This window comes from Kocuria sp. MNB10 (assembly GCF_054073685.1).
The window spans coordinates 2,687,926-2,709,047 of record NZ_CM133411.1; the positions used below are offsets into that span (position 1 = coordinate 2,687,926).

At 67.1% G+C, this 21,122-nt stretch carries 17 protein-coding genes and 1 tRNA gene; 15 read left to right on the plus strand and 3 right to left on the minus strand.

Features of this window, described 5'->3' with window-relative positions; genetic code table 11:
- Positions 1–4: 4 nt before the first annotated feature.
- The 8 genes from ACW9PK_RS12300 (at position 5) to ACW9PK_RS12335 (ending at position 8,703) form a co-directional block, all read left to right on the plus strand.
- Positions 5–2,032 (plus strand): glycosyl hydrolase family 28-related protein, encoded by a 2,028-nt coding sequence (locus tag ACW9PK_RS12300; RefSeq protein ID WP_457016056.1) that lies wholly within the window; start codon positions 5–7, stop codon positions 2,030–2,032.
- A 3-nt stretch (positions 2,033–2,035) separates the two neighbouring features.
- Entirely contained in the window at positions 2,036–3,763 is a 1,728-nt protein-coding gene (locus ACW9PK_RS12305) for a pyocin knob domain-containing protein (protein ID WP_457016058.1), read from the plus strand.
- A gap of 1 nt (position 3,764) precedes the next feature.
- On the plus strand, positions 3,765–4,634 hold the full coding sequence (locus tag ACW9PK_RS12310; RefSeq protein WP_457016060.1) for a M14 family zinc carboxypeptidase: 870 nt from the start codon (positions 3,765–3,767) through the stop codon (positions 4,632–4,634).
- 48 nt (positions 4,635–4,682) lie between these two features.
- Complete coding sequence (locus ACW9PK_RS12315) at positions 4,683–5,216, plus strand: hypothetical protein (RefSeq protein WP_457016062.1); 534 nt, start codon at positions 4,683–4,685, stop codon at positions 5,214–5,216.
- Positions 5,213–5,614 (plus strand): hypothetical protein, encoded by a 402-nt coding sequence (locus ACW9PK_RS12320; RefSeq protein ID WP_457016064.1) that lies wholly within the window; start codon positions 5,213–5,215, stop codon positions 5,612–5,614. Before ACW9PK_RS12315 ends, ACW9PK_RS12320 begins: the two co-directional genes overlap by 4 nt.
- 59 nt (positions 5,615–5,673) lie before the next feature.
- Entirely contained in the window at positions 5,674–7,140 is a 1,467-nt protein-coding gene (locus ACW9PK_RS12325) for a CHAP domain-containing protein (protein WP_457017227.1), read from the plus strand.
- The gene (locus ACW9PK_RS12330) at positions 7,137–7,655 is read left to right on the plus strand and encodes a hypothetical protein (RefSeq protein WP_457016066.1); all 519 of its coding nucleotides are present in this window, start codon (positions 7,137–7,139) and stop codon (positions 7,653–7,655) included. The genes ACW9PK_RS12325 and ACW9PK_RS12330 overlap by 4 nt, the downstream gene beginning before the upstream one ends.
- Before the next feature lie 313 nt (positions 7,656–7,968).
- Positions 7,969–8,703, plus strand: a complete 735-nt coding sequence (locus ACW9PK_RS12335; protein WP_457016068.1) for a hypothetical protein — start codon at positions 7,969–7,971, stop codon at positions 8,701–8,703.
- Between the two features lie 56 nt (positions 8,704–8,759).
- On the opposite strand, the gene ACW9PK_RS12340 is transcribed toward ACW9PK_RS12335, so the two are convergent.
- Together ACW9PK_RS12340 and ACW9PK_RS12345 are read right to left on the minus strand one after the other, a co-directional pair.
- A complete protein-coding gene (locus tag ACW9PK_RS12340; RefSeq protein ID WP_457016070.1) occupies positions 8,760–9,851 on the minus strand; it encodes a tyrosine-type recombinase/integrase in 1,092 nt (363 codons plus the stop codon).
- Positions 9,852–9,938: 87 nt separating this feature from the next.
- Positions 9,939–10,020 (minus strand) — tRNA-Leu (locus ACW9PK_RS12345).
- Positions 10,021–10,416: 396 nt separating this feature from the next.
- Here ACW9PK_RS12345 and ACW9PK_RS12350 point away from each other — a divergent pair.
- From ACW9PK_RS12350 to rpsA, 4 genes are all read left to right on the plus strand, one after another.
- The gene (locus ACW9PK_RS12350; RefSeq protein ID WP_085108562.1) at positions 10,417–10,950 is read left to right on the plus strand and encodes an ANTAR domain-containing response regulator; all 534 of its coding nucleotides are present in this window, start codon (positions 10,417–10,419) and stop codon (positions 10,948–10,950) included.
- A gap of 136 nt (positions 10,951–11,086) precedes the next feature.
- Positions 11,087–13,975: a DNA polymerase I gene (gene polA / locus ACW9PK_RS12355; RefSeq protein ID WP_457016072.1), complete on the plus strand. Its 2,889-nt coding sequence runs from the start codon at positions 11,087–11,089 to the stop codon at positions 13,973–13,975.
- Between the two features lie 129 nt (positions 13,976–14,104).
- Positions 14,105–15,502 (plus strand): GNAT family N-acetyltransferase, encoded by a 1,398-nt coding sequence (locus tag ACW9PK_RS12360; RefSeq protein WP_457016074.1) that lies wholly within the window; start codon positions 14,105–14,107, stop codon positions 15,500–15,502.
- 185 nt (positions 15,503–15,687) lie between these two features.
- Positions 15,688–17,157 (plus strand): 30S ribosomal protein S1, encoded by a 1,470-nt coding sequence (gene rpsA / locus ACW9PK_RS12365; protein ID WP_035962088.1) that lies wholly within the window; start codon positions 15,688–15,690, stop codon positions 17,155–17,157.
- Between the two features lie 86 nt (positions 17,158–17,243).
- On the opposite strand, the gene ACW9PK_RS12370 is transcribed toward rpsA, so the two are convergent.
- Positions 17,244–17,966, minus strand: a complete 723-nt coding sequence (locus tag ACW9PK_RS12370; RefSeq protein ID WP_400695661.1) for an IMPACT family protein — start codon at positions 17,964–17,966, stop codon at positions 17,244–17,246.
- Between the two features lie 159 nt (positions 17,967–18,125).
- Here ACW9PK_RS12370 and ACW9PK_RS12375 point away from each other — a divergent pair, with 159 nt between their 5' ends.
- The 3 genes from ACW9PK_RS12375 to coaE are packed head-to-tail and all read left to right on the plus strand — an operon-like array spanning position 18,126 to position 21,119.
- Positions 18,126–20,084, plus strand: a complete 1,959-nt coding sequence (locus tag ACW9PK_RS12375) for a dephospho-CoA kinase (RefSeq protein WP_457016077.1) — start codon at positions 18,126–18,128, stop codon at positions 20,082–20,084.
- Positions 20,084–20,500 (plus strand): dephospho-CoA kinase, encoded by a 417-nt coding sequence (locus ACW9PK_RS12380; RefSeq protein ID WP_457016079.1) that lies wholly within the window; start codon positions 20,084–20,086, stop codon positions 20,498–20,500. The genes ACW9PK_RS12375 and ACW9PK_RS12380 overlap by 1 nt, the downstream gene beginning before the upstream one ends.
- Positions 20,493–21,119, plus strand: coding sequence for a dephospho-CoA kinase (gene coaE, locus ACW9PK_RS12385; RefSeq protein WP_457016081.1), 627 nt, complete (start codon positions 20,493–20,495; stop codon positions 21,117–21,119). Before ACW9PK_RS12380 ends, coaE begins: the two co-directional genes overlap by 8 nt.
- The last annotated feature ends 3 nt before the right edge of the window (positions 21,120–21,122 follow it).

Consider the following 21,122-nt stretch of genomic DNA (forward strand, 5'->3'; position numbering starts at 1 on the left):
CCAGATGCCCGCACTCACCCCGTCTGGAATTAGCTACCCCACCCCCACCGACATCCACCCATCTGCGGCATGGTGGTCCGCGCTCGCGGTGACCACGGACAACGCGGTCACCGCTTCGCAGGACAGCACGAAGGCCTGGGCGACGAGCAAGATCTCAGACGCGCAGACGGAGCTGCGTGATTACGTCGATGGGGCGATCTTGAACTCCGTGCTGGGTGGGGCCACTCAGGCGCAGATCGACGCTGCGGTGACCCGGGTGCTTTCGTCTCAGGCGTGGAAGGACCGGCAGTCCAGGGTCGCGTTGGTCACCGACTTCGGCGCCAAGGGCGACGGGGTCACGGATGACACGGCGGCTATTCAGGCGGCGTTGGATAACGCGGCTCAGGCCCCGGTGCACTTTGCGAAGAAGACCTACGTCGTGTCTGCTGCGCTGCGCATCCCTTCCGGCGCGATTCTCATCGGCAATGGCGCAACCCTGAAACCGAAGTCAAGCATCACCTCGCTGTTCACGATCCGCGGGACCGCGGAACAGGTGGAGGTTTCGACGACGGGAACGTACAACGCCGGGGACTCCGTCTTTACCACAGCTGTGCCCCACGGTTTCCAGGTGGGGGAGACCATCCGCATCGTTGGTCAACGCCAGATCGCCTCCGTGGACGCGCCTTACGAGGACCGTCTGGGTATGGCCACTGGCAATAGCGGGGGTCCGTGGAACGGTGAGTACCTGACGATCAAGGAGATCCTCTCCGCCACGAAGTTCAAGACCCTCACCGGCGTGATCTTCAATGCCTACCGCGCCGACAAGTTCCAGGAGACTCACCCGCAGTCACGGACCCAGACCACGGTGAACCGGATGTACTGGCACCAAGGTGCCCGCATTGAAGGGTTCCGCATCGAAGGTGACATCGGCACCACCATCTCGGCGGACTACGCCAAGGACCTGATGATCCGTGACGTCCACGAGGTGCGCGCCAGGGACAACGGCGCACTGGTCTCCTTCACGGGCTGCTACCGGTGCACCGTGACGGAATCCGAATCCGCGTACGTGGGACCACCGTCGAGCTCGGTGGCCCTCTACCAACGACCCGTGTTCCGCTTGATCAGCTCCCAAGCATGCGTTGTGGACAGGTGCAAGTCAGACGGCGGCAACCAGGTCGTGGACCAGACCTATCATCAGTCCTACAAAATCCCCACGATCGCGTGCGTGGTGCGTAACTGCGAGTTTTCCGGGTACGCCAACAATGGTGTGACCACACACCCCGGGTGCTGGGGCGCGATTATCTCGGGCAATGACTTCCGCGGTGGCGACCCCGATGGGGAGAAGTCTTCCGGGATCGGTCTGCGTTCCCCGTATTCGTTGGTTGTGGGCAACATGCTGGCAGGTGTGCCTCGCGCCGGCCTGACCGGTCCGGCTATTACGTGGGGTGCGAACTACGGCATCAACCTTTATGACGGTGGCGGGCACCACGACATGATCGTGGGCAACTGGGTCCGCGGTTATGACCTGGGGATCACCGTCACTGACGGTAACGAAGCGCCCGAGCGGCACGGTGAGCTGTACACGCAGATCGAGGGCAACTACCTGCTGGATAACTACTACGGGGTGATTCTGCGGAAGTCTGGGAACGGGGATGGGTCGGTGTGGTCGGCGGTGTCGATCAGTACTAACTACATCGCCTCCCGCCACAACGGTGCTGTGGGGATCCAGACCGACCAGAACGACGGGTCGAGCAGGGCCCCTGTGCTCACTGGTAACCGGATGCACTTCACTGGCACCAATTCGGTGCCGGTCCGGCTAGGACGGATGACCAAAGACCCGGTGCTGGTGTCCAACGTGGTCACCGGAACCGCAACCATCCTGTACGAGACCCAACCCAACGCGGTCAACGGGACGATCGCGCTGGCCGCCAATGTCGTGGTCAACGCGTCCGGTGTGACCCTCTACCCGCCTCCCGGCACTGGCGGGGGTGGTGGGTCCGTGAAGGTGGTCCCTGATCCGTCGGTGGCCGGCGCTTACTTGATTGGAGACTGACCCATGCCTGTTCGTGTGCCTTCTATCGACACCACAGGGGCGCTGCTCGGTGCTACTGGAGATTGGGTTCGGGGTCTTGCTCAGTCTGTGGCGCCGAAGAGCATTGACGCCACGACGAATCTGAATGACGTCACCATGTCGGGCTTCTACGCCCAGGTAAATTCTTCGAATGCGTCACTGGAGAAGAACTACCCTGTGGCGTTGGGTGGGACTCTGCAGGTCCTCAACGCCGGGTCAGGTGTGGTGTACCAGATCTACACGCTCCGTGAGGGTGAGGTGTGGACCCGCAATTTCTACGTCGACGCATGGCGGCCGTGGGCGAAGGTCGGTACACCTCCGGCTACCTCACCCGCACTCGGGACCGGGGACCTTGACGAGGTAAAGGCCCAGGGGACCTATGTTCAGACGGCGGACGCAAATGTCACCGATGCGCGTCATTACCCGCCGATAACGTCCACATATAAATCCGGCGTGCTGAACGTGGTTGTGGGCGGTGGGATCACCAATCAGGTGTACACAGCCTCCCGTGGCGGTGAGGTATGGACCCGCAACTTCTACATTGACACGTGGCGACCGTGGGCGAAGGTTGGTGGAACCGGCACCGGGAGTGGGACCACCTTTGATGACACGCAGCTCCGCACCGACATGGCGGCTAGGGACGCGCAGACTCTCACGGACGCGAAGGCCTACGCTGACACGGTCGCAGGCGGTGGGGGTGCTACTGCCGCGGATGTGAACGCGGCTCTTCTGTCCGCCCAGAATTACGCCGCTGCCGGGGACCAGGACTTGCAGGGCCAGATCGACGCCCACGACACGCGGCTCAGTGCCGTGGAGGCCCTGGGCGGCCTTGAGCCGGGCGACACCTCCGACGCGGCGGTGGCCTCCCACCTGGCGGACCGCCAGTCCATGTCTCGCGCAGCGTTTGACGCCGCGGTGCTCGACAGTGTGGTGGATCCCACCACGGAGGTGGGGTCTTATGTGGATTCCACTTACATGCGGGTGGATCGGGCGCACGAAATTTTCGTTACTTCCTCCGATGTTCGCAGGATTATCACCGATCCCAATGCCCGCATGACCTTGCAGCCGGGGGACTTTCTCCTGTCCCCGCCCACCGTGGAGAAACGCACGACTTTTTATGGCACTGCGGTGGGCCAGGCACCGGGGAAGTGGACACCACTGTGGGGGACCGCGCCGTGGACTGTGGAGGCTGACACGGACGCACTATCCGGGAAGGCTCTCAAAGTCACAGGAACCGGCACAAACTTGCAGATGCTGACGTGGGATGTCCTGGGTGCTGCGGTGCGTGACGTGGAACTTCTCGCACGGTGGCGGGTCACCGACCTCAAGGCGCTGCCCCGGTTTGTTTTCCACGCGGGCGGTGACTTCGCCACCCGAAACGGGCAGGAGATCTACCTGGCCGCGTCCGGGCAAATCAACTGGTGGACCCGCAACGCGGGGGTATCTGGCGGCGGCACCGGAGCAAACCCACTGGGTGCACCCATAGTGGGCACCTGGTATCGGGTGCGCGCCCGGATCTACAACAACACGATCTACTTCAAGGCGTGGGCGGACACCGCAGTGGAACCCGGCAACTGGCAGGCGTCCCCGTCCCGACCCACAGTCCTAGCCCCAGGGCGGGTAGGTATCGGCTCCGCTGGACCCGGGACTTTGGAAGTCGATTGGGTCACTGCATCACTTGATGGTGGCATTGCCCCGGAGATGGAGGCCTGACATGGCGCAGACATACTTCGAGACCAACGGGACGGTCGGCACCTACCAGGACGGTGTGGACTGGCTTTTCGCGCAGGCGGCCGAGCAGAACACGGTGCCCATGCGGGTGATCGCGGTGGGCAGGTCAGTGCAGGGGCGCACCATCTACGGTGCCATTGTGGGTGCTGAGCCCGCCACCGCGGAGGATGTGGTGCTCCTGACCTGCTCTATCCACTCTGGGGAGACGTCGTGCCGGGAGTCCGGGATGCAGTACATTCGGCAGCTCGTAACCACCACCGACCAGACGGTGCGTGACTACCTGGCGACTACGTCGTGGATCATCATCCCAACCACGCAGGCGGACACCTACGGGCAGCACGACAAGAAGAACGCTAACGGTGTGGACGTCAACCAGGACGTGCTCGCCTTATCGCAACCTGAGACCCGGTCTATCGCTGGGGTCGTGCACCGGTACCGGAATCTGACCCTCGTACTCGACTCTCACGAGGGCGGTATGGAAGCCGGTGACTATGCCTTGTCCCCGCCGAGTGTGAGGTACGGCGTACACCCAGCCGTGCAGTCTCTCTCCAAGGCCCTGTCCGATTCGGTCATCGCCGGCCTTATCGCGAATGGGATCGACGCGCGCGAGTGGATCGCGTGGGATTCGATTTGGCGTTACCGCAACGGCGTCGCCACCGAATGGGACCGCCCAAACATCCTCTTCGAAACCGCAGTCACCGGTGACGTGGCATGGCGGGTGGGTAACTCCCTCAAGGCTTACGAGCAGGCGAGGCTCCACCACGCCGCTAACCGCACCGCCTACCGCGACGCCGTCACCGCGTCCAAGGGCAGAGAACTCGTCCCGTCCTACACGCCCGTAACTCGGATATGACCCCACCGCCTACCACCTCACGGGGTGCCCCCTCGCATTGGAGGCAAGATGCCTGACCACGCACCCAGACCCACGCATGATCCACCTTGGCTTTTCGACAGGCTCATCGCCAACATCCTTTCGGTCCGTGACTGCGCGCTAGCTGTCCTCGGCGGAGGTCTCGTCGGCGTGGACGCGCTGGTTCCGGACGGCCGGTGGGTTGCGTCCCACTCCCTGGCCTCAATCCCGCACATTCTGCAGGTAATCATCGCCGGGTTTCTCGTGGTCGGCGGTGCGGTCACCATAGTTGGTGTCCTCGTGCGCCACATTGGCGCACGGAAAATCCCGCCGCTTACGACGATCATGACCGAGAAACTCGGGTGGCTACTACTCACCTTCGGGTGGGGCATCACAGCGGTCGCCATCTACGGCAACGGTCAGCTTGGCTCCACCCTGGCCTTGGTGATCGTGGCGTGCTTGTCCCTCGGGTCCGCCGCGAAGTGCGCCCTGTTGTGGTGGTTGGAGTCCCAGGTGCGCGCTGAGGTGAAAGCACAGGAGCGCACCACCTCAGCTCTACGCATGTTGAAGGGGGACGCCGAATGAGCCTCAACGAATGGCTTTCCCAAGCGGACCCTACGCAGGTGCTCGTCGCGCTCCTGTCCGGCACTGGTCTGCTGGCGACCCTGGTCACCCTGCTGATCTCCTGGGTGCGATCCAAGCCGACCCACCAGGAGCAGGAGAAGGCCATGGAGACGGTGGTCGCGCCTGCGCCGGACCGGGACGCGCTGCACATCGCCCGCCAAGCCCTCGAAGCATCGGCAACAGACCGGGCAGCCGTGACCGCGTTGCAGGCCCGCCTGGATGACATGGGGGGAAAGGTCGACCGGGTCACCGAGATCAACGGCCAACTGTGGCAATGGATCCGCGACATCCGCGGCCAGTGGCACATCGTGCGCCTCAACGAAGACCCACCACCCGAGCCGATCATCAAGAACTCATGAACCCCGCCCCGGCGGGGTTTTCTCATGCCCCACACGGGGCAGGAAAGGGGGTGGTCGGCATGGACCTCACGGTGACCTACCGCGGCCCAGACGGCATGTCCCAACAACTCTGGGACGAAGTCCGCGCACGCTACGGCGCCCGCGCCCAGAACAAAGGATTCATCACCGGGTACATGGCAGACGCTCGCGCCGGATCCACCGGCGGCCACTTCGCTGACCGCCACGGCATCACCCACGCCGTGGACATCGGCGTCGACATCGAAGCCGACGGAACAGGACTCCTCCCGGCCGACGCACTCGCGCTCGCCGAGCACCTCCGCGCGCTAGGCGCCGGCGGGCAGCACCCGTTCTCGAAGCGCGGCTACCTGATCCATGACCTGTCCACGACCACCACCCCGGCCCCGCGCATCGCGGGGTTCCACACCGGGTGGAAGTGGCAGGTGTACACCGGGGCGTCCCCGCACTCGGACCATATACACGTCACCACCGGTGGTGACCAGCAGTGGGGCGGACCCCCGCAGCTGGACCCCGCCGTGTACAACTCGCGGGCATCATGGGGCGTCCAGCAGAAAGGGGCAGTCGTGTCCACCGATACACGAGCGGCCGCGGAGATCGCCGAATGGCTGGACCACGCACCCGGCCTGGCCATGGACCCTGACGGGTCCTACGGTCTGCAATGCAAGGACGTCCCAGACCAGTTCGGAATCGACGTATACCAGGTGGGCCTGTTCGTCGCGCTCGCTGGCGGGGACGCGCGCACGGTCCTGGATGGGGCCTCGCCGCGGTACTACGACGTGATCCGCAACGACCCGGGTAACCCGGGCCTCATCCCGCGCAAGGGTGACGTGATCGTGTGGGGCGGCAACGCCGTGAACCCCTACGGACACGTGGCAGTCGTCCTCAAGGCCGACCAGCAGGGCGTGGACGTCGTCCAACAGGACGGGTTCAAGGCTCCGCTGAAGGCGTTCTACTTCAACGACGGCAGCGTCCGTTACTACTCGCAGTACCCGGCGCACGTGGCGCGGCTCGGGTACTGGAACGCCGGCACGGGCATGGTCTCCGGCTGGCTGCGTCCAAAGGCGTCCGCAGTGGTCTACACCGGAGCGGACCGCCGCGGCTACGGCACCGGAACGGCGCCGACCGCACAACCCACCAAGCAATTCGATCTATTGGAGTGGTTCACCATGGCATCTCAGAAGGAAATCAACGCCGCGCTGAACGCGTGGGCGACCAGCACCGAAGGGTCGGCCGCGCTCGGCAGGGCGGTCCTGGATCGCAAGTTCAAGGACAGCAAGGGACGGCAGGTCAGCCTCGCGTACATCGCGAAGTACGACAAGGAGAACTGGGACTTGGTCCGCAAGGTCTCCCGAGGCGTGGAAGCGATCACCCGCGCGGTGGCCCCGAAGGTGCTCGGGCTGTCCGTGTGGGGCTACCTGAACGAGAAGGTCAACGGCCCCGACGACGCGTACGAACTCCTCGGCCGCGCCGCGAGCAATGCGAAGAAGGACACGGGGGTGAAGGCATGAGCAAGGCAGGCCAGCAAACCGAAGCAGTGGACAACGGTCACCGGATGGGTGCGACCACAAAGGGAGCTGCCGCAGGCACCGGGGTGGGCGGCGCCATCGGCATCCTCGCCGCGTACGTGCTCATCAAGACAGGTGTCGAGGATGACCCCGCAACCGCGGCAACCATTGGGTCGGCCGTGGCCGTGCTGATCGCAGCGGTCGGTACCCTGATCGGTGGGAAGTTCACCCCGACCGACGCGAAACCGGTGCAGATCAACATCCCGGAGGTAGCCGGCCGCGGTGTGCTCGGGTTCCCGGGGATGCCAGACGGCACCGGGGAGCACCGCGCGCTCGCGCAGCCGGCGGACACGGACCCGCCGCGAGCAAACGCGCCAGAGGAGGATCTCGACCTCATCGATGAGGGGACCGCCCTCGCGGTCGAGAACTCCGAACGATTCGGGGACCCCATCGTGGAGCTCGAGGTCGAGCTCGCACAGCTCGACCGCAACCCCGCCGGCGGGTCCACTGCAGCCTGACCCCACTCAAGACAAAGCGCCCCACGCCATGATGGTGTGGGGCGCTTTTGTCATGTCCGGGTCTTCGTGTGCCGGTGGCTGTCCCGTGGTCGTGGGTAGACTCAGCACGCCCCCCAACTGTTCAGAGGAGAACACGATGCCGGCGATCCCCCCGGAAGATCTCGCCTTAGGTGGTCTGAACGCCCCCGTCAACGAGTGTGGCCTCCGCCCAGAGTTTGAGTGTAGCGGTGAACGTTCCGCAGCTCGGTACCGTCACACGCTCCCTGGTGGGCAGCATCTTGACGCGCTGCTGGTGAACAAAGAATCGGACACCATGGTCGTGGCTTTCCACGGTGCACTGGACAGGAAAACCCACGCGATCCCGCGGTTCGAGCGGCTCCGCACCCTGAACGAGCTCCCCGTCAGCACCCTGTATGTAGGAGACCCCACCTTGTGGATGGGGGAGCACCTGCGGCTGTCTTGGTATGTGGGGTGGCTCGAGTTCGACGCGCAGCGGGTCATCGCCGAGTGGGCGGTGGCGGCGGCTTTGAGGGTGGGCGCTTCACACGTCATCTTCACTGGTTCATCCGGAGGAGGGTTCGCCGCCCTGCAGGTTTCAGCCCTCGTGCCGGGGTCAATGGCGCTGCCATTTAACCCCCAGACAATGGTCTACCAGTACCGGCCCCATGGCAGGTTCTGGATCCAGCGCTCGCTGATGCGGGCGGCGTGGCCTCACCTCGCCCCTGAGGGCGTGGACAAGTTCGATTTCGCGACAGACTGGACAGCTCTGGCAGACGACCGCATGTCCGCCGTCCGCCGGTACTCGAAGCCCGTTCCCAACCAAACCCGGTTCGTGATCAACCGCAACGAGGACCACTACGAGTCGCACTACCTGCCGTGGCTCGAGGCGGCTCACACGGGCGGAAACCAGGACCGCATCGAAAGCGTCGTCTACGAAGGTGGGGAGCTCCACGGGCCACCTTCCCCGAAAGTCTTCCGGGAGCAGCTGAACGAAACCCTCGAGTACGCAGAAACGCTGCCGCCCGCGACGCTGACCAGCCACGAGTGAACCCCCGCCAGCTGCGCTCTCCAGCTACGGGGCGGCAACCGTGAGCGGCCACTGAGTCAGTCCAGCGCCGCAGCCGCGGCCTGGTCCGCGTCATCCGCCAGGTGCCCGTACGTGTCCGACGTCGTCTTGATGGACTCGTGACCGAGCCGCCGCTGGATCACGGTCAGCGGCACCCCGGCCGCGATCAGCCACGACGCGTGCGTGTGCCGCAGGTCGTGCACACGGGGCGTCCCGGGAAGCTGCTCACCGACCTCGGCCAGCGCCGGCTGCCACACGGCCTTGTGGAACTCGCCGTTCCAGATCCGGCCCCCGTGATACCCGGTGAACAGCAGCTCGTCCCGCCCGCGCCCCCTCGCGCGCTCTTTCACCAGCGAGGTGAGCGCCGCCGGCATCACCACGGTGCGCCGCCCGCGCGAGGTCTTGGGCGCCCCGATGACCCACCCGTCACCGTTCTCCTTCCACGCACGGGTCACATGCACCGTGCCGCGCTCGCTGGTGAGCTCGACGTCGCGGACGCGTAGCGCTGTGGCCTCGGACCAGCGCAGTCCGGTGCCGGCGAGGAAGTGGATGAAGGGGCGGTAGTGCTCGGGCATGGCCCCGGCGATTGCGTCTACCTGGTCGCGGGTGAGGAAGACGGGCTCGCGGCGGCTGTTGGACTTCGTGAAGCGGATGCCGTGCGCGACGTTCGTGGGGACGCGGCCGTCCCGCTGGGCATCGCCCAGGGCGGCTGACAGCAGGGAGTGGACGTTCTTCTTGCTCTTGGTGGCCAGGGGTAGCCCGTTGAGCCACCGGGAGACGTCGACGCGGGTGAGGGTGTCGATGGGGATCCCGCCGAGATCGGTCTGCGTGATGTGCCGGTCGGCGAGCAGCCGGTAGCGGTGCCGTGTGCCGGGGGTGACGCTCGTGAGGGTCTCGATGTGGTTGGCCACCGTCGCGGCCACGGTGGGCGCGGGGGAGCGGAGCCGAGCGGCAGCTTGGGCCGCGAGGGCGAAGCTCTGCCCGTTGGCGTTGAGGAAGTCCCGCAGCTCCACCGCGTCCCGCTCGGTGAGCATCGACCGGGACGTCTGCTTGCCGGTCTCGGCTTCGCGCCAGAGCACGGCCCACGTGATCGTCCCGTCCTTGCGCACGCGCTCTCGGATGCTTGCCATGGGGATGAGCATAGGGAGCGCGTCAACGAAAAACGGCCCCGTGTCAACGAGGCCGTTTCTATAGTGCTCTGACTTGGTGTTTCGTCGTGCCCAAGGTGGGACTCGAACCCACACATGTCTCCATACTGCATTTTGAGTGCAGCGCGTCTGCCAATTCCGCCACTTGGGCATGTCCGGGAAGGGGACCGTAGTGCGGGCCACCGCCGCCGGTGCGGATAACAGCATACATGATGGGTCTAGGCTGGAGACCGGTCCGCCCCTTCCGCGCCCGGGGGTGTGATGTGTCCCATGAGGCGCGTTCGCGGCACTCGTGGTTGGATGCCGTGTCGACACGACCAAGTTGTCCCCAAACCTAGGAGTCCCCGTGACGGATTCGTCGAACACCCCGGAGCCCACTGTGCCCGGGGCACAACGGTCGGGCGCCGCAGACCCTGACGCCGCGCAGCCCGACACCGCCCGCGCCGAGACGACCCACGTCGACGCCGCGCCCGCCCAGGACCACGCCGCCCGTTCCGAGGCGCAGGGTTCCGAAGCCAAGACGGTCGTCGTCGCGGAGGACGAGGCGCTGATCCGCATGGACATCGTCGAGATGCTCGAGGACGCCGGGTACCGCGTGGTGGCGCAGGCGGAGAACGGGGAGCGCGCCGTCGCCCTGGCCTCCGAGCACCGCCCGGACCTCGTGCTCATGGACGTGAAGATGCCCGTGATGGACGGGATTACCGCCGCGGAGCAGATCGCGCAGGACCGGATCGCGCCCGTGGTACTGCTCACCGCGTTCAGCCAGCGCGAGCTCGTGGAGCGTGCGCGGGAGGCCGGCGCCATGGCGTACGTGGTCAAGCCGTTCACCGTGGACGACGTGGTGCCCGCGATCGAGATCGCGATGTCTCGTTTTGAGGAGATCACGGCCCTCGAGAGCGAGGTCGCGGACATGAAGGAACAGTTCGCCACGCGCAAGCTCGTGGAACGCGCCAAGTCGCTGCTCCAGACCAAGATGGGTCTGTCCGAGCCCGAGGCGTTCCGCTGGATCCAGAAGACGTCCATGGATCGCAGGCTGTCGATGCGCGAGGTGGCCGAGGCGATCATCAGCCAGGTGGCCTGACGCCCCCGGGGCCCAGCTCGTCCCGGGCCGCACGCGGAACGCGCCCGAAGCTGTCCCTGGCCGTGCGGCGTCCCGCGTCCGAGCCCGTGTTCCGCCGGCGCCTGTGCCTGTCCGGGGGTGGCCCTAGGATGGAGCCGTGACTGAGACGAGCAAGCAGGCCAGCCAGGACGTCCCTGAGACCCGCACCGTGGTGATCGGCGAGAAGACCGAGCACCCGCAGGAGGTCTCGCTGCCCGTTCCGGTGTCCCGGCCCGAGAAGCGCTTGCTACTGATCGACGGCCACTCCCTGGCGTTCCGCGCATTCTTCGCGCTATCCCGCGCTGCCGAGTATGGTGGGGGCCCCGGTTTCGTGACGTCCGACGGCGTCCACACCGAGGGCGTCTACGGATTTGTGAACACCATGGTCAAGCTCGTGCGCGAGGAGAAGCCCACCCACCTGGTCGTCTCCTTCGACCTCGAGGGCCCTACCCTGCGCTCCCAGGAGTACGGGGAGTACAAGGGCGGCCGGGACGAGACCCCGGAGGAGTTCCACGGGCAGGTCCCCAACATCCGACGCATCCTCGAGGCTGTTGGCATTCCGATCGTCACGAGCGAGGGCCACGAGGCGGACGATGTCCTGGCCACGCTCGCCACCACGGCCGCCGCCGAGGACTTCGAGGTGCTCGTGTTCTCGGGTGACCGGGACGCGTTCCAGATGATCACGGACCACGTGACGGTGGTCTACCCGGGCCGCACGCCGTCGGACCTGCGCCGCATGGACGCGCAGGCGGTCTTCGAGAAGTACAAGGTCGCCCCGCAGAACTACCCGGACCTCGCCGCGCTGACGGGGGAGACCGCGGACAACCTACCGGGTGTGCCGGGCGTGGGTCCCGGCTTCGCGGCCAAGTGGATCACGTCCTACGGTCCCGTGGAATCGCTGCTCGAGCACGCGGACCGGATCACCGGCAAGAAGGGCGAGGCCCTGCGCGAGCACGAGGACCTCGTGCGGCGCAACCGCAAACTCAACCGCCTGGTCACGGACCTGCCCCTCGGCGTGGACCTGGATCACGCGGTACTGCCCGAGGCCGATCCCGAGCGGGTCGGCGTAGTCTTCGACGAGCTCGAGTTCGGTGCCCAGTTGCGCGGGCGTCTGCTCGAGGCCTTCGGTTCCCAAGCTTCCGACGACGCCGCCGCCACGGTTCCCGAGGTCACCGACGTCACCCGGGTGCGCACCGCCCAGGAGTTCAGCGATTGGCTGGACGCGGGGGAGAAGGACGTGCCCATCGTCGTCCGCCGCTTGGCGCACGACCCCAAGGCGCCCTCCGGCGCGGAGGTGACCACCCTCATGCTCATGAACCAGGGCGGTGCCGCCGTGGACCTCGTGACCGCGGACCAGGAGCTGACCATCGCCGTCGAGGCATGGCTCGCAGACCCGGCGGCGCCCAAGATCGTGGACGGCCTCAAGGACCTGTACCACGGTCTGATCCAGCGCGGGATCGAGCTCGCCGGTGTCGTGGACGACGTCCAGCTCTCCGGCTACCTCGTGCGGCCCGCGCTGCGTTCCTACGAGCTGGACGCCCAACTGAGCCACCACCTGGAGGTGGAGGTGCCCCGCGCGGACGAGTCCGCGGCGTCGGAGAAAAACGGACAGACCGAACTCGCGCTGGACGCGTCGGACGAACAGGACGAGCTGGCCGGTGTGAGCGACGCCGAACTGCGTCGCCAGGCCACGCTCGGTTCCGCGTGCCGGCAGTTGAGCGAACACCTGCGCGGGCTGCTCGAGGCCGACGGCCAACTGGGGCTGCTCACGGATCTGGAGATGCCCCTCGCCGTGATCCTCGCCCGGATGGAGGCCACGGGGATCGCGATGGACCGCCCAGGTATCGACCGGTTGTTCGACGACCTCCAGCAACCGATCGACCAGGCCTTCGAGCAGGCGCAGGCGCAGATCGACCACGAGATCAACCTGGGTTCCACCAAGCAACTGCAGGCCGTGATGTTCGAGGAACTCGGCCTGCCCAAGACCAAGAAGACCAAGACCGGGTACACCACGGACGCCGCGGCGGTCGCGGACCTGCTCGGACGCGTGGACCCCGAGACCCAGGGTTCGCGGTTCCTCGTGGCGCTCATGAACTGGCGCGAGTACTCCAAGCTCAAGCAGATCGTGGCCGGATTGCGGGACGCGATCGCCGAGGACGGGCGCATCCACACCACGTACCAGCAGACCGTGGCGGCCACCGGACGGCTGTCCTCCACGGGTCCCAACCTGCAGAACATCCCCGTGCGCACCGAGCAGGGCCAGCGCATCCGCGACGTGTTCGTGGTGGGGGAGGACTCCCAGGGCCCGTTCGAATGCCTCATGACCGCGGACTACTCCCAGATCGAGATGCGGATCATGGCCCACCTGTCCGGGGACGAGGGCCTGATCGAGGCGTTCCGTGGCGGGGAGGACCTGCATCGGTTCGTGGGCTCGCGCGTGTTCGACGTGGCCCCGGAGGACGTCACCCCTCAGATGCGTTCCAAGGTCAAGGCCATGAGTTACGGCCTCGTCTACGGGCTGAGCTCCTACGGCCTGTCCCAGCAGCTGAACATCGGCGTGGACGAGGCCCGCACCATGATGAGCGGCTACTTCGAACGCTTCGGCGGCGTGCGGGACTTCCTGCGCGGCGTCGTCGAGGAAGCCCGTTCCAAGGGCTACACCGAAACGATCGACGGGCGACGCCGCTACCTCCCGGACCTCACGAGCGACAACCGCCAGGCCCGCCAGGCCGCCGAGCGCATGGCCCTGAACGCACCCATCCAGGGCTCCGCCGCGGACATCATCAAGAAGGCCATGATCGGCGTGGACCGGGCCCTGCGCGAGGACGACCTGCGCTCGCGGGTGCTGCTGCAGGTCCACGACGAACTCATCGTGGAGGTCGCCCCGGGGGAGACGGAGCGGGTCGAGGAGATCCTGCGCACCGAGATGGCCGGGGCCGCGGAACTGACCGTGCCCCTGGACGTCAACGTGGGCACGGGGCGGACATGGCACCAGGCCGCCCACTGACCGCCTGAGTGCACGGACCACTCAGCCCGCCGCTCGGCTCCGCAGCAGGCCGCGCACCCAGCACGACACCCGCCACCGCGCGGCGGGCCACGGCACACCCGAACCGCCCGAGTCACGACGAGGAGCATCATGAACGCGACACCCCGGCACGAGCAGACCCGCGAGAGCGAGTACAGCGCCCGCGGGAACGACTACGTCCTGCGCCGCTTTCTCGCGAACGAGGGTGGCACGGACGCGAACCCCGAGTTCGTGGAGTGGAACCGGGCGGTCGCCCAGGGGTTCCACGGCCGTGAACCGGGGCAGGAGGCCACCGAGCGCAACCTGCGATCGATGCGCGCCGCTGGCACCCGCTTCCGCGCCGCATACACCGCGGACCCCGTGCCCACAGCCGCGCTGGGGGCCGAGCGACCCGTGGCCACGTTCTGCTCGTGGGACTCGGAGCTGACGCTCGGGGAAGGGCGCAGCGTGCCCGCGTGGTTGGTCTCTGAGGTCACGGTGCGCCCAACCCATGCCCGGCGAGGACTGTTGCGCCGGCTCATGACCACCGACCTGACCGAGGCCCACGAGGCGGGGTTCCCGATCGCGGCGCTCACCGCCTCCGAGGCCACGATCTACGGTCGCTTCGGTTTCGGTGCGGGCACGTTCAACTCCGAGATCACGGTGGACGCGCACACGCGGTTGCAGTTGAAGGCCCCGACCGTGGGCACGGTGGAAATGGCCGACAACCACGCCGTGGCCGAGCTGGCGCCGAGCATCTTCGATCGCTTCCACCGCGTGACGGCGGGCTCCCTCACGCGCACTCAGAAGTGGTGGGACATTACCTCCGGTCGGTGGAACTGGGACCAGGAGGGCGCGGATCCTGAGATCCGCACCGCGGTGCACTACGACGCCCGGGGTGAGGCGGACGGCTACGTGAGCTACAAGTTCGTCTCCACCCAGGGGTTCCAGGGGTACCTGAAGGTCGTGGACCTCGTGTCCCCGAGCTCGCAGGTGCGCATCGCCCTGTGGGAGTACCTGTGCAACCTGGACCTCGTCACGGAGGTGCGCTACAACAGCGCCCAGATGGAGGACCCGCTCATGTGGGGCATGGTGGACATGTCCGCCTACACCGTGCGCAAGCGCTACGAGCGACTGTGGTTGCGCGTCCTGGACCCGGTGGCAGCCCTGTCCGCCCGGCACTACACGTCCCACCGCAAGGTCAGGATGTCGGTCGTGGACTCCATGGGCTTCGCGGACGGGATCTACGAGATCGACACCACCGGTGATGCCCCCCGCGTGGAACGCGTAGCGGACCGCCCGCGCACACAGGACGATCTCGCGGGGAAGTCCATGCCCGCCGTGGAACTGCCCGACGGCGCGGACGTCGCCCTGAACGTCGATTCGCTCGGCTCGCTGTACCTTGGGGCGGTCAAGGCGTCCACGCTGCATTACGCGGGCCTGCTGCGCGTGCGCGACGACGCCGCCCTGCGGGACATCCAGGCGCTCATGTCCACGCCCACCCACCCGTACTGCATCTCCCCGTTCTGAGCGCGGCTCGCGCAGCGCGCGGACGCACCCTCCAGGCTTGAACCGGCACGGTTTCGGGCCTAGACTGGAGCGGTGCGTGTATTCGCACGCCCACATCAAGCGTGACGTCGCCAATCCGGTGCGCCCCACAGGGCGGGGTCGGTGACACCAAACCATCACATCAATTTCATCGGAGTCCCTACTACATGACCACCACCACCCAGCAGGTCGCCGTCAACGACATCGGAACCGAAGAGGATTTCCTCGCCGCTGTCGACGCGACCATCAAGTACTTCAACGACGGCGACCTCGTGGAAGGCACCGTCGTCAAGGTCGACCGCGACGAGGTCCTCCTGGACATCGGGTACAAGACCGAAGGTGTCATCCCCTCTCGTGAGTTGTCCATCAAGCACGACATCAACCCCGATGACGTCGTGGCTGTGGGTGACGAGGTGGAGGCTCTGGTCCTCACCAAGGAGGACAAGGAAGGTCGCCTGATCCTCTCCAAGAAGCGCGCTCAGTACGAGCGCGCCTGGGGCGATATCGAGAAGGTCAAGGACGAGGACGGCGTCGTCACCGGCACCGTCATCGAGGTCGTCAAGGGCGGCCTCATCCTGGACATCGGCCTGCGTGGCTTCCTGCCCGCCTCCCTCGTGGAGATGCGCCGCGTCCGCGACCTCGCTCCGTACATCGGTCAGCAGCTCGAGGCCAAGATCATCGAGCTGGACAAGAACCGCAACAACGTGGTGCTCTCCCGCCGTGCATGGCTCGAGCAGACCCAGTCCGAGGTGCGCGCCAACTTCCTGCAGCAGCTGCAGAAGGGCCAGGTCCGCACGGGCACCGTGTCCTCGATCGTCAACTTCGGTGCGTTCGTGGACCTCGGCGGTGTTGACGGTCTGGTGCACGTCTCCGAGCTGTCCTGGAAGCACATCGACCACCCCTCCGAGGTCGTCGAGGTCGGTCAGGAAGTCACCGTCGAGGTGCTGGACGTGGACATGGATCGCGAGCGTGTGTCGCTCTCGCTCAAGGCCACCCAGGAAGATCCGTGGCAGCTGTTCGCCCGCACCCACGCTCTGGGTCAGGTCGTCCCCGGCAAGGTCACCAAGCTGGTTCCCTTCGGTGCGTTTGTTCGCGTCGAGGACGGCATCGAGGGCCTCGTGCACATCTCCGAGCTGGCGCAGCGTCACGTGGACATGGCCGAGCAGGTCGTCTCCGTGAACGAGGAGCTGTTCGTCAAGGTCATCGACATCGACTTGGACCGCCGCCGGATCTCGTTGTCCCTCAAGCAGGCCAACGAGGGTGTGGACCCGGACTCCACCGAGTTCGATCCCGCCCAGTACGGCATGGCCGCCGAGTACGACGAGCAGGGCAACTACAAGTACCCCGAGGGCTTCGATCCCGAGACCAACGAGTGGATCGAGGGTTACGAGGAACAGCGCGCCGCGTGGGAGGAGCAGTACGCTCAGGCCCAGGCCCGCTGGGAGGCTCACAAGGAGCAGGTGCGCAAGCACCTGCAGGAAGACCAGGATGCGGCGACCACCTCGTCCTCCTCGTCCTCCCCGAGCCACTCCTCCGGCCCCACGAGCTACTCCTCCGAGGCTCCGGCCGAGGACGCCGGGACGCTCGCGTCCGACGAGGCCCTCGCCGCTCTGCGCGAGAAGCTCACCGGTCACTGAGTCGCACGCGGCGGCACGTCGGCCCGTGAGCTCGCCGTGAGGTGAATCCGAAAGGTCCCGCTCCCCGTCACGGGGAGCGGGACCTTTCACATGTCGGGGACGTCCTCCCACCGGGCGGGTCCCTCGTGGACGCTCGCGTGGCCCGCGGTGATGCTCGCAAGGGCTGCCCGGGCGTCGTCGATGGCGCCGGGGAGGTCCGCCACGAGCAGGCGCAGGGTCGCGTCCGCGGAGCCGTAACCGGTGGGCAGGACCGTGAACCCGCGGGCGCGCATCTGGGACTCCACGCGGCCGGCCTCGGCGTAGGGGAGCGGCAGGGTCAGTTCGCGGCAGCGCATCCTGCGCACCAGCGGGGCGGTGTCCAGCGCGGCGGTCACGGCACCGGAGTAGGCGCGCACGAGCCCGCCGGCCCCGAGCTTGACCCCGCCGAACCACCGCACGACCACGCCACACACGTCCGAGAGGTCACCGGCCTCGTCCGCGGTGCGTTGCCGGGTCGTGGCGTGCGCGGTCAGCGCCTGCAGCATGGGCGTGCCCGCGGTACCCGCCGGTTCGCCGTCGTCGGACGAGCGCGTCGTGGCGCGCGTGGGTCCGAGCACGAACGCCGAGCAGTGGTGACGGGCGTCCCGGTGCTCGGCGGCCACACGGGAGATGAACTCGCGGGCTTCCGCTTCCGTGTCCACGCGGGTGAGTAGTGCCAGGAACCGCGACTTCTTGATCTCGAGCTCCGCGCTGTGCACGATGCCCCGGCGCGGGACGGTGTAGGACACGCGCGAGTCCGCGGCGTCGTGGGAGAGGGATTCGGCGGGCACACCACCAGTGTAGGGACGCGCCGATCCGGGGGCTCGTGGCCGCGCGGGGGGCCCGGGACGGTCCCGGGGCGCCCGCTCTGAGCACGGGAGGGCCACTACAGTGAGACCTGCCGCGCCGATGCGGCCACGTGCCACCGCCTCCCATCGGAAAGCTGACCTGTGCTCAATCGTCTTCACGACCGACTGGGGTTGCGCACGACCCCGTCCATCTTCTTCGTCTCGGCCGCGCTGGTCGTCGTCTTCACGCTCGGCATGAGTCTGTTCCCGGGGCCCGTGCAATCGGTCTTCGGCGTGGTCTCCCATGCGTTGCGCTACCAGACGGGATGGTTCTACACCTTCAGCGTGACCGCTCTCGTGATCTTCGCGATCGGTCTCGCACTGAGCCGCTACGGTCGCGTGAAGATCGGCGACGACGATTCCGTCCCGGAGTACTCCGGGATCGCGTGGTTCGGGATGCTCTTCGCGGCGGGCGTGGGCGCCGTGCTGATGTTCTGGGGTGTGGCTGAACCCATCAACCACTACGCGAACCCACCCATGTACGGCACCGAACCCGCCTCGGACCGCGCCGCGGTGGAGGCCCTGAACATCGCCAACTTCCACTTCGGCGTGCACATGTGGGCGATCCTCGCCGTACCCGGTCTGACGTTCGGGTACTTCACGTACAAGCGCAAACTGCCCCCGCGCGTCTCGTCCGCGTTCCACCCGGTGCTCGGGGACGGGATCCACGGCCCGTGGGGAAAAGCGATCGACGTGCTCTCGATCGTCGCGACCGTGTTCGGGCTCGCGGTGTCCGTGGGGCTCGGGGCGCTGCAGATCAACAGCGGCCTCACGTACGTCTACGGCATCCCGATGGAGGGGTGGATCCAGGCGGCCATCATCGCGCTGATCACGGCGGTGGGCCTGGCTTCCGTGCTCGCGGGCATGGAGAAGGGCGTCAAGCGACTGTCGTACGCGAACATCGTCCTGGCCGTGGCCCTGTTGTTGTTCGTGCTCATGGCCGGGGCCACAATGGACACGATGCGCAGCATCGTGGAGTCCGTGGGTGGCTACGTGAACCAGTTGCCCACGCTCGCGTTCTTCAACGACACGTTCGGCGGCGGCACGTGGTCCGGTGACTGGACGGTGTTCTACTGGGCCTGGACCGTCACATGGGCGCCGTTCGTGGGGATGTTCGTGGCCAAGATCTCGCGCGGGCGCACGATCCGCCAGTTCGTGGTGGGGGTGCTCGGCGTCCCGTCGTCGTTCGTGGCGGTGTGGATGGCCATCTACGGCTACAGCGCGATCCGCATCGACCGCGCTCCCGAGACGCAGGGCAGTCTCACGGACACCATCGTCACGCAGGGCAACGTGGAGGCCGCTCTGTTCCAGTTGCTCGGGTCCATGCCGTGGTTCGCGGTCACCGCGCTCGTGGCGCTCGTGGTCATCACGATCTTCTTCATCACCTCGATCGACTCTGGCGCGCTCGTGATGGACGCGATGGCCAATGGGCACGAGGACGAAGGCCCGCGCCGGCAGCGGATCTTCTGGACGCTCGCCGTGGGCGCGGTGTGTGCGGCGATCATCACGACCTCCGGCGAGAACGGGCTCAACGCCCTGCAGGAGGTCATCATCGTGATCGGTGCTCCCGTGATGGTCCTGGAGGTCATGCAGGCCGGGATGCTGTTGCGGGCGTTACGCCAAGATGCCGGTACCGCGCGTCCCATGCGCACGCGGCAGTGGAAGAAGGTGCTGCCCGCGGAGGAGTACCACCGCAGGGCGCAGCAGGACACCGCCGCGATCGAGGACTACGTCATCCGTCCCGAGTACGAGGTGGGCACCGAACCCGATCACGACACCCATCAGCCCCGCACGTGGCACTGGCAGCGGGAGCAGGAGGGCCGGCCGGTGTTCCAGCTCGCGCTCACCGGTGGGCCGTCGGCGGGCAAGCACACCGTGGCCCGCGAGTTCGAGGCGCTGGGCGCCGTCGTCGTGGACAGCTCAGCGCTGTGGGGCGAGCTCCTGAGCCCGGGCACGGACACGCGCGCGGACGTCGAGCGCGTCTTCGGGGAGCAGTTGCGCGCCCGGGGGGGGTCTCTTCGCAGGACAACGCCGCTGCGGCCGAGGCGCTCGACGACCTGATGACTCACAACGACGCCGCCAGGGCCCGCGCCCACGAACTGTTGCTCCCCGCGCTGCGGGAGGCGGCGCGGCGTCGAGCCCGGGACGCGGGACCCGACAGCGTGGTCGTGCAGGTGATCAGGGACCCGCTCGAGGCGGACCAGGGGGACCGGTTCGACCTCGTCGTGGCCGTCGACGCACCCGTGGAGGACCGGGTGCGGAGGTTGCGCGCGGGTAAGGGCCTGCCCGCCGAGGACGCGTGGGACCGGGTGGACGTGGCCGCCGGGCCGGAGGAGATCCGGGCGGTCGCGGACGAGGTGATCGTCAACGACGGTGACCTCCACGGTCTGCGGGAGCGCTCCCGCGAGATCTGGCGCGACCACGTGCTCCCGGCACTGGGCCGGGACCAGGACACGGAAGGACACCGTCATGACTGAGCTGTTGCGCAGACCCGGCCACACCGAGACCCTGCGGGTCGGGCTGACGGGCGGGATCGCCTCGGGCAAGTCCACCGTCTCGCGGCGGCTGAGCGAGCTCGGGGCGCTCGTCGTGGACGCGGACGCGATCGCCCGGGCCCTGCAGGAACCGGGGGAACCAGGCTACGAGGCCATGGTGGCCCACTTCGGTGAGCGGATCGTGCAGCCGGACTCGGGCGCACTGGACCGCGCGGCGGTCGCGACCATCGTGTTCGAAGACCCCGAGCAGCTCGCAGCCCTGAACGGGATCATCCACCCGCTCGTGCGGCGCGAGACCGCGCGGCTCGTGAGTGAGCTCCCGCCGGGGGGAGTGGTGGTCCACGATATCCCGCTGCTCGTGGAGACCGGTCAGTACGGGACGATGGACGAGGTGCTCGTGGTACAGGCCCCCGAGGACGAGCGGGTGCGGCGGATGGTCGAGGACCGCGGGATGAGCCCGGAGGACGCCCGCCGCCGGATCGCGGCCCAGGCCACCGACGAGCAGCGCCGGGCGGTGGCCACGGCAGTCCTCGACAATTCCACGACCATCGAGGACCTGCTCGCGCAGGTGGACGAGTGGTGGCGCACGCGGGTCCTGTGAGCA